Genomic DNA, 15,078 nt, shown 5'->3' with positions numbered 1-15,078 from the left:
AATTTATATGATTTTCAAGGATAGATGCCTAAGAGTCTGTTATAATTCTGTAATTGGTTCTAGGATTCTTGGGCTGCGAGATAACCCCATAGCATACCAGACAACAATCCGCCAGTGTGGGCATAATTAGCAATGTCAGGTATAACTAACCAGCATAGAAAAAACCATATTATGGCAAACTTAATAACACTATCAGTTAAATAAATATCCCAATCTCTAGTTTTATCGAGCCTACCACGAATCCACAGATAACCAAACTGTCCATAAAGAACGCCTGACATTCCGCCAAAGTAACTAGGACTCATAACAAATTCTGCCACATTAGATATAATCGCAATCACAACTACCTGAGTTAAATAAAAAATAGTCCCTTGTTTTCCTTCTATTAAAAATCCTAAGTGATGTAGTGCTAACATATTAAAAAGCAAATGCAAAACACCAAAATGGACAAATATAGGAGTAATGAGCGTCCAATAATAACCATTAAACGGATTTCTCCACAATAACACATTTTCAGGAATACGCATTTCTTTTAATTCAGGAGAATGAAATAAAGCTGTCACAATCACAGAGGTCAAAATAAGCACTTGTGTTAGATAAGGGTAACGAGGTCCAAGAACCAACGTGATTTTTTTAGCACGCTTTTTTTTAGGTGATTTGTCAACAATGACACTTGTATATCGCGGATCTTCACTATTTTGTATAAACTCACCAAAAATTTTTTTGGCTTCCGTTAGTTTATCTTCATCTTCTATCCAAAGAACATATTCTTTCTCGTTAGTAGACTTGATAATGTTATCAATCTCTTTACTTAAGAGGTAATTGTTTAGCTTTTCAGCACTTTTTTTATTTTCTAGTTTACCGATTTTTCTCATAGAGATTATCCATAGCGTTGTTGAGCTAATATTTTTACTAGTTTATTGTTTTGTTGTATAGAAATATATTTCTTTTCGACCATCATTTCACTAAGACGCGGTATTTTTTTATTATTCTCATATGCTTTTCTTTGTAAAAGCAAGCATTCTTCTATTTCTTTGTCTAAAACAAAATCATAATATATCGCAAGCTTACCTAGTACAGTATCTTTATGCAGTATCTTATTAAACCGATGCTCACAAAGAAGCTCATCAATTTTTTGCTGCGAAATGATATTTTTTTTTGTTAAAGCGGCTACAATTGATTTTGCGCTGTCAAGTAATTGCGTAATTTGCTTATGAGTAATAAGTTCATAGCGAATTGCAAGCCTTAGAATACTCAATTCTTTAGTATTTTTAATTTTACGGCCAAGAGGTATTGTTTTTGAATCTTTTGTAGAGGGAACGGAAGGTTGTTGTTCTTCAACTAATGGTTGTAGTAAAGCAGGTTCTTCTCCTGTAAGATAATCTTTGTCATCCTCTTCACTTTCGAAAAGTGAAAATTGCAAAATTGTTTTACCAATTCTTATTTTCTGTTGCGGTTGTAATTGATGATGCTCAACAAGTTCACCTTCGACAAATACACCATTTGCGGAGAGTAAATCCGTAATATAAAAGACACCTCCTTGACTTGTGATCATTAAATTCAACGAAGAGCAAAGCGGATCATCAACGCGAAAATTACACACACTTGAACGGCCAAGTAAACGCGTTTTATTTTGAGGTAATAGGAACACTTGATTAAGTTGATGCCTTAGTCCTTCTAGTACAGTAAGTTGTGCATCAGTCATATTGAGTATCTCTTTCAATTAAGTGCAAAGGAATTTCTTTCAAAAAACGCGATGGTGAATTGCGAAATCCATACGTGTCTCCACGCGAAGAAATTCGACTATAACTAATTGTTAGAATTTTCTTTGCTCTTGTTATACCTACAAATAATAATCGCCGTTCTTCTTCTATTTCATTTTGCGTTTCACTTCGGCTGTGTGGACATATACCTTCTGCAACCCCCACAATAAAAACAATCGGAAACTCAAGTCCTTTTGCCGCATGTAAAGTCATTAATGTAACATGATCTTGATCAGCAGTATCTTTTCCGCTGTCTGTTAGTAATGAAATATGCTGTAAAAAGTTAGAAAGATTTGCATCGTTATGTATTTTTTCATATTCTTTTGCAGAAATTAGGAGTTCAAGAATATTTGCCTGGCGTTCTTCTTCTTTCTTTTCGTCATTTTTCTTAACATGATTCATATATCCACTTTCCTCGATCACAAACTCAATAAATTGTGAAATAGGAAGGTCCATTTTGCCTCTAAGTCGCGTAACTATTCCCATAAATTTTCGCAAAGAATTTTGTTGTCGCGTTGTCATACGAGTCCACAGCGCTTCAGCTTCAAGCACCTCACAAATACTTATATCATTTTCTCTAGCAATTTCGATTAGGCATTTTAAACATTTTTTGCTAATACCACGAGGAGGATTATTAATTATGCGAAACAAAGAAATTTCATCAACAGGATTTGCCATAAATTTGAGGTAAGCAAGAGCATCCTTAACTTCACCCCGTTTATAAAACTCAAGACCACCAACAATCGTATAAGGAATATTGGCTTCAACAAGTTCTGTTTCTAAAATACGGCTTTGAGCATTTGTGCGATAAAAAATAACAATATCACAAAGTGAATAATCACTACGTGACTGTTGTATTTTACGGCGTACCATTTCCGCTTCGTGCCTTTCATCGTCTGCACGAACAATTTTAACCGACTCTCCTTCTCCATTTTCTGTCCACAATTCTTTTGCTTTGCGAAAAGTATTGTGCGAAATTAGACTATCGGCCACTTTTAATATAGTGCTTGTACTGCGGTAATTCTGCTCTAGTTTAATCACTTTTGCATCAGGAAAATCGCTTTCAAAATTTAAAATATTCTGAATATTTGCTCCCCGCCAGGAATAGATGGATTGATCAGGATCTCCTGTTGCACAAATATTTTGATGTTCCTGTGCTAGTAGTTTTGCAATTTGATATTGAGGCTCGTTTGTATCTTGAAATTCATCAATAAGTATATACTGAAATTTATTTTGATAAAACTCTAGTATATCCTCGTTTTTTTGGAAAAGTTCAAGTGTTTTTAATAATAGATCATCGAAATCAAAAGCATTATTTCGATGTAGCGTCTCTTGGTATGTTTTATAAACTTTTCCAATGAGTCGATCCCAATAATTTTTGGATTCAAGTATTTCTTGCGAGGATTTTCCGTGGTTTTTATAGCGGCTAATAGCGTATTGATACTTACTTACACCTATAGATAGATCAATATCCAGTTCTGTAAGAACTTGTTTTATAATTTTTTTTTGGTCATCTGCATCGTAGATTGTAAAATCGGGTTGATAATCGATTGCCGTGCATTCTTTGCGTAAAATTCTCGAACAAAAAGAATGAAATGTCGTGATCCAACCAATATTATAATTTGTCAAACTTTCAACGCGTTTTAGCATCTCTTTTGCAGCTTTGTTAGTAAAAGTAAGTGCTAGTACCTGAGAAGAGTATATTTTTGTTGAGACTAATCGTGCAATTCGATGTGTAATGACGCGCGTTTTTCCACTACCTGGTCCAGCTAAAATAAGAAGTGGGCCTTCATCATGATTCACAGCATCGTGCTGTGGTTTATTGAGTCCCTGTAAAAAATTCATCGATTAATAATGAGAGTTAGATTTTTACGCCTTTGTCTCATTCTTCCCTTCTTCAAATAAAAAAATATGCTGCTATTGACAATTTGTAGAAAAATAGCTAACATAAAAAAATTATGGACAGCTAATTCAACTTTTATGGAAGTAATTCAGATGGAAACACCATCAAATGAAAAGAAAAAGAAAAAAGGCTTCTTGAGTTTTCTTATGCGTATTTTTATTATTTTTGTAGTCATTATTATGATTGCGACAGGTCTTTTTTATTGGAAGAAAAAGACTGTTACAATATACGCTCTAAACTTTTACTCTTCGCAATTGTCAAGTTCTTTAACCTCCGAAAAACACTACCAATTCTCAGAAGATCAAGAGTATAAAATTGAGTATGAAGGTAAAAAAGGTGAAGCTAGTTTTGATGAAGCGCAAATAAAAAAGCGAATATTAGAACAACGACATAAAGAAGTATCAATAGCTTTACAAAATCTAATAATAAACTACAACGAGAACTCAACTAAAAAGTGGCAAAGAATTTTTGCTGAGTTAAGACAAGATATCAATAATATGTTCGTCGATCAGCAAATTTCTGTCGATGAATATAAGCTTTTTTTAGCAAAATTAGAGGCCTACTCAAAATAGGTTTTTGGAACTTCCAACAGGAAGTTCCAAAACTAACTTATTCATACGAAAATTCAATTTTAGTGTCACCAATCTGAATAATATCCCCAATTTTTAAATCGTATCTAAATGTTATTGTTTTTCCGTTAACACAGGTACCGTTTTGGCTGTTGTTATCTAAAACTTCGAAAGCTCCCCCGACATTACGAACAATACAATGAATACGTGACATTTTGATATCTGGAATTGGAATAGAACATTCTAGATTTCGTCCGATAGAAGCTTCATCACCGTCATTTATTGTACAGGATAGACCTTCGCCTTCTCCCTGAATTACCTTGAGTTTTCCAATTTTCATACAGCATCCTTTTCAACCATTAAAACACAATGTCCTAGTTTGGTTTATTTAGGTCATATTTTTCCATTTTTTTGTACAAGTTACTGCGTTGCATTTTTAAAATTTCGGCTGTTTTCTTTACATTCCAATTCGTTTCATCTAATTTTTGAGACAAAAAAGCTTTTTCAGACACTTTTTTAAAGTCTTCGAATGTTTCTGAATTAAACATAAAATCATTAGAGGATGTTGTGTTGGTGTAAAGATTAATATCTTTATTTGTAATTATATCTGATTTAGCCAGAATCACAGCTCTTTCGATTAAGTTTCTTAGCTCTCGAATATTTCCTGGCCATGAATAAGACTGTAAACTACTAATAGCGGTGTTTTCTAGTGTTTTCGCAGGCAGTTTATATTTTTTGACAAAACGATTGAGGAAAAAATTAGCAATTACTGGTATATCAGCAAGTCTCTCTCTTAATGGTGGTAAATGTATAGGAACAACATTAAGTCTATAAAATAAATCCTGACGAAAACCACCTTCAGTGCTTTCTTCTGCTAAATTTTTATTTGTTGCAGCAATAATACGAACATCTACATCTATTTGGGTGGCACCACCTACGCGTGTAATTTTTCCTTGCTCGAGCACTCGCAGTACTTTTGCTTGAGCAGTCAGGCTCATATCGCCGATTTCATCGAGAAATAAACTTCCTTTATTAGCAAGTTCAAACTTTCCTTTGCGCTTTTCATGTGCGTGAGTAAACGCTCCCTTTTCGTGTCCAAACAGTTCACTTTCAATCAAACTTTCAGGAATTGCCGCGCAGTTTACTTCTATGAAAGGTGCATCTTTACGAATAGATTTGTGATGGATTGCTTGAGCAATTAATTCTTTACCTGTTCCATTTTCTCCCGTAATAAGAACTTTCGCTTCTGTCGGAGCTACACGTTCTACTGTATCGAGAATTTCGAGAATAGCTTTACTATTACCCAATATTTGAGGATCATCATTCACAATTTGTGACAATTCTTTACATTGTCTCGATAGTTTTTTCTTCTTCAGTGCATTACGGATAGTAATAAGAACTCTATCTTGATCTAGAGGCTTTGCTAAAAAATCAAAAGCACCTTTTTTAGTAGCATCTACAGCAATAGGAATTTCAGCATTTCCAGAAATAACAATGACTTCAATATCAGGGTATTCTTTCTTGATTATCTCTAACAACTCAAGACCGTCCATACCGGGCATCTTGATATCTACTAATCCAACATCAATATCCGATTTTTTCTTTAATAATTTGAGAGCTTCTTTACCATTTGCTGCTTTATCCACATGGTAATTTTCATATAAAAGAACCATTTCAAGCGTTTTGCGTATACCTTGATCATCATCTACAATCAGAATATTTGTCATTGTTTTGTTCCAGCTAGTGTTAAATTTTGATTACAGCGTTTGGACCTAAAATTCTTCATCGTCGTAATCGTCTTCGTCCTCATCTTCAGAAGTCTCATCTTCATCTTCATAATCATCATCTTCTTCGTAGTCATCATCTTCATCGTCGTCATCTTCTTCGTAGTCATCATCTTCTTCGTAGTCATCATCTTCTTCGTAGTCGTCATCTTCTTCGTAGTCATCATCTTCTTCATCTGCTTGCTCACGTGCTTTTTGAGGTGAACGCTTGTTGCTTTTGCTACGATTGGCTTTTTCACTAACCGAGTAACTAATATTATTGGTATCAAAAATACGTTGGAGAGCTGTATTGAAGTCAAAATTGCCCATAGCTACTTCGCGATCATGGTCGTATTTTTTTGTATGGCCATCGTTACCTACATAACCAACTAAATTACCTCGTAAATCATAAACGAAAAAGTGATTTCTCGTTTTGTTTGTCTTGTTTAACCAAGAGTATTTATGAGCATATCCAGCAGGAATGTTATTTGATCTAATGCGATAGATTTTTTCAACTTCAGGCTCTGATGATGAAAGATGAGTTACTTTTTCTCTTTCTACTTGGTAACAACCCAGTAGAAACATACTGCATATTAAAAATCTAAGTAGCACGTATTTTCTCCTGAAATAAAAAATGCCAGGAACATTCCTGGCATTTTTGTATAGTTTTTAGCTAAAACTAGTTAGCAATTGTATCCATGATATCTTGTCCACCCCAGTCAGCAGCAGCACGTCTTTGGTGATCAACGTGAGCGTCTAGGAATAAGAATTCCATAACTTGACCGTTTTCGTGGTTTTCAACAAAACCATCATTCCAGTCATCAGTTGTGATTGGAGTAGTAGTGGTTTCTTCGGTTGGACGGAAAATACCAGGGTATGCATTTTGGTCTTGGTTCATACGACCAGCGTAACTAATTTCTTCTACTGTATCTGGTGTTGCTGCAGTACCAGGAGCGTTACCTGGATCTTCCATGTTAGCAACGTCTAGTTGGTCTCCGTTTATTACAGCTGGATCACTAGAGTTAAGGTCTGGAGTAGAAGGACATAGGTATACTTCTGGCTCAATCAATATTTTTTCTAGGTATAGTGCAAAAATAAACATACTACCATTTGCTCCAAGACCAGAACCAGCAACATCAGCACCGGTTGGATAACGAACTTGACGTCCGATATCAAGTAAGAATATATTGTATGCTTTTCCGAATTGGCTTAAGTTAGCTTTACACTTAGATTGCTTAGCTTTTTCACTTACCTGGCTAAGAGCTGGTAACAACATCGCAGCCAGAATACCAATAATAGCTATTACAACTAATAGTTCTATTAGAGTAAATCCTCTTTTTTTCATGTGAATCTCCTATCTTGCCCACATGCTCTACATAAAATAAGGTAGTTGCGTGAGCGTTAAAAAATATGTTTACGATATATAATATATATATATAACCCATTATATTTTCTTCCCAAAAAAAAAGCAATTTTTTTTTGGGTGTAAACTATTTATTTTGCAAATTTTACTCTAGACCGCTAACAGCACTTCATTCATCATAAAATAAAATTTTCAGGAACTTTGACCAATTGAAGTTTCTCTAAAGAGTAACTTATAAGCCGCAAGCTTAATTTTTTTAGGGAGTTTAGCATGGACGATATATTGGAAATTTTGGAAACACTCAATACTAGCGAACACCAAGAATTTATACTCACCAAAAAGAAGTTTAAAAAACAACAGTCATTTATTTTATCTATCAAAAAAGCAGACGGCGTCAAAAAACGAATTACGGTTCAGCAAATATTCTAAAGTAAATAGCTTGTGCTATTAGGGCGTGTTATCATTCAATACAGATAAAAATATAACGGATTCATTTAATGATACGCCAGTAGTATTGAGCCCGAGCCCGTTTGCGAGCCCGCGCCCGAAAACTTTTTGAGAGCGACAGAAAGTGATTTATTGGTTCAATACTAGTTTTTTGCGATGGAAAAAGAAACTTTGCTTCTTTGATAAATTGTTAGTGAAAGTTTCGCAAACGGGCTCGGGCTCGAAAAAACACAATATTTTGAATGATGACACGTCCTAGAAAAATCTATCGATCTCATTCCTATCATGGAACGAGATCGTATTCTAGCGCAGGTATTAAAATAAAAACACTTTAACCATTCCACAATCTCAGGAAATAAGTGTAAGAGCCACCATAACCACAAATGTAACCATTTGGTGTCATGAACGAATTGCGTACAAATGAAGGGAAGAAAGCAATTTTTTCATGGGAGTTGTTTTGGCAAGTTGTTTCTAACTCCTGCGTTGTTACATAACAACTGTTCGAATAAAAAAACTGCTCGACATTACAATTTCCTTCTATTATTTTCAAGCAGCTTTGTGTTCTATGATCCCAATAACGGATCGTATTATCGCGAGACGCTGAAATAATTTTATCTTTTACAAACGCCACGCTTGTTACTCCGTTTTTATGCCCGTGCAAAACCGCCACTAATTTTTGCTGCTCTACATCCCAAACATGGATAGTTCGATCTTCAGCTCCTGATACAACGTAACGATTATCTTCACTAATATCCACACTACGAACATCGTGTTCATGTTCTTTCCACTGCTGTATACATTTTTGCTCAACTACATCCCACAAATAAACATTACGTCCGCGGTCTCCAGAAACAAGAAAGCGATTGTCTCTACTAATTTTTGCACACAAAACGATCTTTTTATGGTCTTTTAGTGTAGCCTCAATATTTTGATTTTCTAGGTTATAAAAAGTGATATTTTTTGAATTACCACCAAAATAAATAGCTTTATCATTCGTTGTGTAGTGTGCAAAACGAATATATTCATCTGTTGCTATTGTTTTTATTTTTCGTCCGTTTGTAACATCCCACATATGAATATCCGTGTCTTTGGACGATGTAAGAAGTAATCTGTTACAATGACTAAAAGATGCCGTTTGAATATTATCGGAGTGTCCTATCGGAAAAGAAATTTGGGATTCGCAGTTTGCATCCCATAAACGGATGGTCTTATCACTTGAACCTGAGATAATTTTTTGGCCATCGCCAGTCATGTGCAAACCAAAAATGGCACTTTCGTGTCCTTCAAATTTCTTTACGCACCTACCACTTTTAGTTTCCCATACTCGGATGGTTCCAAAAACACCTGTCGCGACATATTCGCCTTTATCATCACATGAAATAGTAAATACAGTACTTTTATGAGATAGAACTTGCAAACATTCGCCACTTTCAATATCCCATATTCGAGCAGTGTAATCGCGCGAAGCTGAAAACAGCAAACGATTATCTTTGTCCATACACACACTTTTTACATCGCGTTCATGGCCTTCAAAAACGCGAAGACACTTACCGCTTTTTGTGCACCACATTCGAATAGTGTTATCCCAAGAGGCAGAGACCGCAAGTTTTTCATCGTTAGACACAAAAACTCCATTTACTGTTTTTGTGTGCCCCTCTAAAACATGTAAGCACTCTCCTGTTTTGCTATTCCAAACGCGAACTGTTTTGTCTTTAGCACCAGAAACTATCAGTTGGCCATTTTCATTGCTACTCACACAAGCTATTTCCTTAGTGTGACCACTTAGCGTCTTCACGCAGTTGCCATTTTGTACATTCCAAATACGTAAAGTTTTATCTCCTGATGCAGAGACAATTTTTTGCGGATGGCAAAAAGATACACTAGAAATATATCCTTCATGGCCTTTTAGAGACATCAAACGACGTCCAGAAGCAACATTCCAAATATTCAAAGTCTGGTCCCAAGATCCCGAAATAACAACACTTTGTTCTTTATTGGTCGCAACACTAGTTACGATATCTTCATGACCACGAAAAATTTTAATTGTTGCGGCATTTAGAGTTTCAGGAAGAGGAGATAAACTTTGAATCCACGTCCACTCTCCACTTTCCGCTTTTTGTTTTCGCAAATAATCAACAAGCTTATAAAAATGTGCTACCGCTGCTGGCTTTTTTTCTTTGTAGTAAAGACGGCTTTCAGGAGCATCGTACCAGTATCCATGATTCCACAGTGATTGAATTAGGCATTGTGGATGTCGAACTAAAAAATGAAGATCTAAATCAATGATACTACTTATTAGTACTAAACTATCTTTTTTAATAGCAACATCATCAAATATCTCTATTTCTAAATCCTGGGGCAAAGGTACGGTAATAGAAGTTGTAGCAAATTCTAGATCGTTGCGTAAATCACTTAACATGTTTGCATTACATTTTTTCTCTAGAAAATCAATGTTTGCAAATAATTTGAGCAACGAAGAGTAATCTTCTCCCCACTGCATCTGATAAGCAATCTCAGTAAGAGAACGTTCGTAATCAAACCCTTGTTCTTTAAAATATTTAGCTAAACGCAAATGATAATTTCGCAAGTTGTTTTTTCCCAGCCACATTTTAACAGAGCGTTCAAATTCAGGATGGAAAAAAGCCAATAGTTTTTCGCGCTGAATAACAAAATTAGCTAAGTCATTTTGCAAAATAACAAGAAGGTCATCCCCTGTACCAAAGTCGCAAAGTAGTATATCTCGCAATTCAACTTCAGTAAGCCCGCTGCGACTAGCAGCTATTAATCCCAAATAACAGGATATCACATCTTTACTATAAGTATCTTCTAACCGGTTAAGAATCTGAAAAAACAAAGACTCCACGGTTTCTGCCAATTGCCCGACAGCTATTCCACCTGCACTCATTTCGTCCAAAGCGACCTTTAAAAATAGAGGGCTCCCGCATGCTCTATCAACAAGAATATTTTCTTCTTCTATCGTTATAGAACTTTGTTGTTCTTGTTGATAGTGACGAATAATAAGACGTATACTATCCTCATTTAGAGGAGGAAGAGAAAGAACTTGTGGTGATAAATATGTTTGAATTCTCGGCCACACAGAGGTAGGGCGTGTTGTTAACACTAATCGAACATTTTCACTTAAATTTTGAGGAATCCACAACAAATCGTGGCCTTCTTCGTTCATTTCATCAATACCATCGATAGCAATAACAATTCGCTGCGATGTCGTCTGCAGGACTTGATGAATTTGTTCTGTCATATCGATACCGGATAAATCATCAATAAATCCTAATTTATGAAGCTGCTGCGCGAGACTAACTGTTACACCTCTTACAGATCGGCTGTCACCGGCCATACTCATATAGTGAGCAATAATCGGTTCTGGGCCTTGCCACGAATGGATAAACTGAGCTAATAATGCGGATTTCCCGGTACCTGCTACAGCTTCGATTGCCAAAACATTTTCTTTAGATTTATCGCAAGCAAACTGCGTCAATCTTTGTAAGTGTTGTTCTTGGCCAACAAAACCGCGACGTTTTTCTTCGATGATCTCTTTTAAAGCATCTTCTTTGCTATAAGATTGTAATTCAACTTTGACACCTGGAGGGTACTCTTCATCTATAATTTTTTCAATATTGTTAGCAATAATTTCTAAAAGTTCATTGGGATTTGTGTAATAAAATATTCTTTCTTGGCACAGTTCTAAATCTTGTTTTAATCGTTCTAGAGAATCTCTATCTTGTTCGTTTTCACTCGCGACAAGACTCTCATCGTATTGAGCTACATCACCAAAACAAAAAAAACGGCGATGTTTAGGAATCGTTTCTAAAGCCTTCTTTATTTCCATTTCAGTAATAGAAATTTGCGCACTATTTAGATTGCCATTCGCGTCTTTTCCAGGGCGCCACCCATAACGATAACCCAGGATTCCTACAAAATATTGGCACTCTAGTACCATATCGATACACCAATTTACAAGATCGCTGTGGTGTTTTTCTCTCCACCTCAAATCGTAAGGAATAATATGTAACCGTCGTTCAAAAATTTTCTGTTGTAGCTTTTGAAAAATAATAGCCAGATGATCGCGTTCCAGTTCCATATCTTTAAAAGTAGAACTAATAAAAAATTTTAAGGTGGTCCAAATATGCATTTGTTATTCCTATATTTAAAAGTGTGTTGGAAAATTGTGCGAACAGAAACTTATCTTAAGTGAGTCGCAAAAAGTTTTTGAGCACGTTTCGAGTCAGCGTAGAATTTGAGTGTCAGAGCAAGGAGAGCCTGAGAGGCACATAACTGTAGCTATGTAACCGAAGGCTCAACGCCGCTATGATACTCAAAGACAAGCTGCGTACTCTTAAAAACTTTTTGCGACTTGCTTAAGTGCCAATTCATAATTTTTTACAGAAAAAAAGATTCAGGAGAAGCAGGTTTTACCATAACCAATGTTTCTTTTTTTACTACAACACTACCTGGTTTTGCACCGCGACTCTTGCTTACATACTTTGCCATTGTGTAGATAATCGCTACTTTGCCAGCATTTTTTTGCTTTGAATAGTAAGCAGTAATAGCCGCTATTTTTTTTACAGTACTTTTTTCTGGCAAATTATCATGGCACGCCAAAACAACGTGCGCACTAGGCATTCCTTTGACATGAAACCAGTAGTCGTTGGCGCGTGCAAAACGAAGACTCAAATAATCATTGCTTTTTGCGTCTCGTCCAATATGTACTTTATAACTGTCAATCTCTATTTCATCTATGCGATAGTCATCTTGTGCTTTCATGCCTTGCTATCCCAATATGGTTCTTCGATATTATTTTGTTTATTTTCATAACGACTCATAACAAATAATAAATCTGATAAACGATTTAAATATTGCAGTGTACATTTTCCCACGGATTCCTCTTTACAAAGTTTTGATAATAAGCGCTCACTCCGGCGGCAAACAGTGCGCGCAACATGTAAATAAGAAGCAGCTAAAGCTCCACCTGGCAAGATAAAATTTTGCAAAGGTGCTAGCTCTTCATTCATTTCATCCATCCACAATTCTAGTTTATCAATATGTTTTTGTTCAACGCTTGGTACAGGCATTTTTTCCTTGTCTTCTTCTAAAATACACAAATCGCAACCTAGATGAAAAAGCTCATTTTGAATTTCACCTAGTCGTTGTTTATTTTTGTCAACGTTAGTAGTGCTTATCGCTAGACCAATAAACGAATTTAGTTCATCAACTGTTCCATATGTTTCAATGCGTAGCGCATGTTTTTGAATGCGTTGTCCACCTCCTAAAGAAGTTGTTCCATCGTCTCCTTTACGAGTGTATACCTTTGTTATTTTCGGCATGTTGTTCTCTCTCGAAAAAATAAAAATACTTTGAGCGACAAATTTGCTTATAAAAAGATTGGTAGATTTGAGTAAACATATCTTCGTTATAGAAAATTATATTTTCTACATTAGAAAAAAAAACGGCTTCGTCGTTAGCAACTAAGTTATTGTATATATCTTGGTGAATTATTTTTTTTTGAGAAATAATGTCCAAAAATTTAATTGCTTTACGGACAACAGTAGTTCGAATTTTATCTTCGACTTTACTATTCTCAAGATAATTATAAAATTTTTCATAGGAAATATGTTCGGATACAACATAACTGTAGTTATGTGTTTTAACATAAGCTAACGGTGTGGGATGTTCGAAATTGAGCAACTGTAAATGATGGGAGTTACACCAGTTTTTTAGAGCTTGCGATTTGTTAGAAAAACGCGTTACTGAAACTTGCTGTTTATTGTAATAAAATATTTCTTTATCTACCTGCGAAATTTTATTTATAAAATCTATTATTTCATCGTATTCGCATAGTGTTTTATCAACAATTGCGTGCAAATTTTTTTCAACTACTTCATAATGCCGCGTGTTTTTGCGCAAGTATTTGCGAAGAATTTTTTTTATACGTTTTCGTGATATTCTCGTCGTTTCGCGACAAAAATTTTTTTTTAATGTGCAATCAATAGACCACTGACGACAACGAGCATACACTTTGAGAAAATAATAAGGCGAAATTTCAGAATATTGAGCAGCGAGAATCGCCAAATTTTTTAAACATGCTGCTCGACTAACTGTAAAATATTGAAATTTTATTTGCGCTGGATCTAATGTAAATACATCATTTTCTGAAATTAAAAAATTACCGATATGTAGATCCATTTGTTGGATTTTTTGTCGATGATGTTCTGCAAGGACAGCAATAATTTTTTGCAGTATTTGTTTCTTACTTTCGATAGTTGGTGATTGCGTCCATAAATCAGAAGCATTCTCTGCGAAAGATATATATTTTGTAATAATACACCAATTACCTTGCAAAGTTTTTCCCGAAAACAACAAAAGTGGTGTTGTGATCTTGCGTTTATCTAATTCTTTTATTCCCGCTAACTCGCGATGCATTCTTCTTTTAGCATTAATTTTTCCAAAAAAAACCTTTATAATCACTTCTTGCTCTTGATACTTTCCCTTATATATAGATCTTTTACCAGGCACATTTCGTAAACACTCTCCACATACCAAAGATTCTTTTGAGTTTTGCAAAGTAATAGTGTCAGACATTCTTTACCTATAAAAAAGCATTAAATTTATTACAATACATACGTAGCCACATATAAAAAACCTGTTTTCTTCCCCATGAGTATCGGCATTCTTGTAAATACTCCTCCATAAAAGATTTTACACCAAACTTTGCAATTTGAGCGAAATCTTGTTGGTAGTTTTTTCGAGTAAAAAGGCGGAAATTTCGCGCGCGAAACCAAGGATTTAATGACTTATTACGAATAATCATATTACCAAAATCAATTAAACCAAATCCACCTTCGGGCAGAACAATAATATTTCCAAAATGTACTGCACGAAAATAAATTCCTAATTTGTGAATATGAGCAAAAAAAGAGGCGAGTTCTTTTATTATTTCGCAATCTTCAGGTGATTGCTTGAGATGATCCCGCAAAGTTACACCTACAAGCGGTTTGTATATCATATAAAAAATAGGAGTTCCTTCAACATGGTAAGTTCCCATTAGCTCCATGATCGGTACGTTTAATTTTTGTAATTTTGTTACGTTCTCAATAAATTGATAAAAATAAAGTCCTTTTTTCTTAGGAGAGAAAACTTTGATAATTCGCTCTTTTTCTACTATTACTAATCCGCCACCGCGGCTACGAGTTACTGTTTTTTTCCCTTCAGTTAATTGTGTATAATATTTGTAAGCCACCTCTTCAATTACCAT

At 35.1% G+C, this 15,078-nt stretch carries 14 protein-coding genes; 2 read left to right on the top strand and 12 right to left on the bottom strand.

What is annotated here, in order from left to right; translation table 11 throughout:
- Positions 1–59: 59 nt before the first annotated feature.
- From UABHE_RS04750 to UABHE_RS04740, 3 genes are read right to left on the bottom strand one after another with little or no spacing between them, the layout of a single operon-like run.
- Positions 60–875 carry a rhomboid family intramembrane serine protease gene (locus tag UABHE_RS04750; RefSeq protein ID WP_372369090.1) on the bottom strand — a complete coding sequence of 272 codons (816 nt, stop codon included), beginning with the start codon at positions 873–875 and terminating at the stop codon, positions 60–62.
- 5 nt (positions 876–880) lie between these two features.
- Positions 881–1,705, bottom strand: a complete 825-nt coding sequence (locus UABHE_RS04745; protein ID WP_372369089.1) for an FHA domain-containing protein — start codon at positions 1,703–1,705, stop codon at positions 881–883.
- The gene (locus tag UABHE_RS04740; RefSeq protein WP_372369088.1) at positions 1,698–3,608 is read right to left on the bottom strand and encodes an ATP-dependent helicase; all 1,911 of its coding nucleotides are present in this window, start codon (positions 3,606–3,608) and stop codon (positions 1,698–1,700) included. Before UABHE_RS04740 ends, UABHE_RS04745 begins: the two co-directional genes overlap by 8 nt.
- A gap of 150 nt (positions 3,609–3,758) precedes the next feature.
- Between UABHE_RS04740 and UABHE_RS04735 the strand changes: the two genes are divergently transcribed.
- On the top strand, positions 3,759–4,238 hold the full coding sequence (locus tag UABHE_RS04735) for a hypothetical protein (RefSeq protein WP_372369087.1): 480 nt from the start codon (positions 3,759–3,761) through the stop codon (positions 4,236–4,238).
- 37 nt (positions 4,239–4,275) lie between these two features.
- On the opposite strand, the gene UABHE_RS04730 is transcribed toward UABHE_RS04735, so the two are convergent.
- From UABHE_RS04730 to UABHE_RS04715, 4 genes are all read right to left on the bottom strand, one after another.
- Positions 4,276–4,575: an FHA domain-containing protein gene (locus UABHE_RS04730; RefSeq protein ID WP_372369086.1), complete on the bottom strand. Its 300-nt coding sequence runs from the start codon at positions 4,573–4,575 to the stop codon at positions 4,276–4,278.
- Positions 4,576–4,609: 34 nt separating this feature from the next.
- Positions 4,610–5,962 (bottom strand): sigma-54-dependent transcriptional regulator, encoded by a 1,353-nt coding sequence (locus tag UABHE_RS04725; RefSeq protein ID WP_372369085.1) that lies wholly within the window; start codon positions 5,960–5,962, stop codon positions 4,610–4,612.
- A 45-nt stretch (positions 5,963–6,007) separates the two neighbouring features.
- Positions 6,008–6,610, bottom strand: a complete 603-nt coding sequence (locus UABHE_RS04720; RefSeq protein ID WP_372369084.1) for a hypothetical protein — start codon at positions 6,608–6,610, stop codon at positions 6,008–6,010.
- Positions 6,611–6,677: 67 nt separating this feature from the next.
- Positions 6,678–7,343, bottom strand: a complete 666-nt coding sequence (locus tag UABHE_RS04715; protein WP_372369083.1) for a type II secretion system protein — start codon at positions 7,341–7,343, stop codon at positions 6,678–6,680.
- 288 nt (positions 7,344–7,631) lie between these two features.
- On the opposite strand from UABHE_RS04715, the gene UABHE_RS04710 reads away from it, so the two are divergent.
- Positions 7,632–7,790, top strand: coding sequence for a hypothetical protein (locus UABHE_RS04710; protein ID WP_372369082.1), 159 nt, complete (start codon positions 7,632–7,634; stop codon positions 7,788–7,790).
- Positions 7,791–8,139: 349 nt separating this feature from the next.
- Here the strand turns inward: UABHE_RS04710 and UABHE_RS04705 are convergent, their stop codons facing one another.
- The 5 genes from UABHE_RS04705 to UABHE_RS04685 all read right to left on the bottom strand — a co-directional run bounded on the left by UABHE_RS04705 (position 8,140) and on the right by UABHE_RS04685 (position 15,078).
- Positions 8,140–11,958: a DUF4062 domain-containing protein gene (locus tag UABHE_RS04705; RefSeq protein ID WP_372369081.1), complete on the bottom strand. Its 3,819-nt coding sequence runs from the start codon at positions 11,956–11,958 to the stop codon at positions 8,140–8,142.
- A 248-nt stretch (positions 11,959–12,206) separates the two neighbouring features.
- Complete coding sequence (locus UABHE_RS04700) at positions 12,207–12,590, bottom strand: NFACT RNA binding domain-containing protein (RefSeq protein ID WP_372369080.1); 384 nt, start codon at positions 12,588–12,590, stop codon at positions 12,207–12,209.
- On the bottom strand, positions 12,587–13,150 hold the full coding sequence (locus UABHE_RS04695) for a cob(I)yrinic acid a,c-diamide adenosyltransferase (protein ID WP_372369079.1): 564 nt from the start codon (positions 13,148–13,150) through the stop codon (positions 12,587–12,589). Before UABHE_RS04695 ends, UABHE_RS04700 begins: the two co-directional genes overlap by 4 nt.
- Positions 13,119–14,405 (bottom strand): lipopolysaccharide kinase InaA family protein, encoded by a 1,287-nt coding sequence (locus tag UABHE_RS04690; protein ID WP_372369078.1) that lies wholly within the window; start codon positions 14,403–14,405, stop codon positions 13,119–13,121. The genes UABHE_RS04695 and UABHE_RS04690 overlap by 32 nt, the downstream gene beginning before the upstream one ends.
- A gap of 7 nt (positions 14,406–14,412) precedes the next feature.
- A complete protein-coding gene (locus UABHE_RS04685) occupies positions 14,413–15,078 on the bottom strand; it encodes a hypothetical protein (RefSeq protein WP_372369077.1) in 666 nt (221 codons plus the stop codon).

This window comes from Candidatus Uabimicrobium helgolandensis, assembly GCF_041508025.1.
Classification (GTDB): Bacteria; Planctomycetota; Uabimicrobiia; order Uabimicrobiales; family Uabimicrobiaceae; genus Uabimicrobium; species Uabimicrobium helgolandensis.
This window is presented reverse-complemented; position numbering and strand designations above follow the sequence as displayed.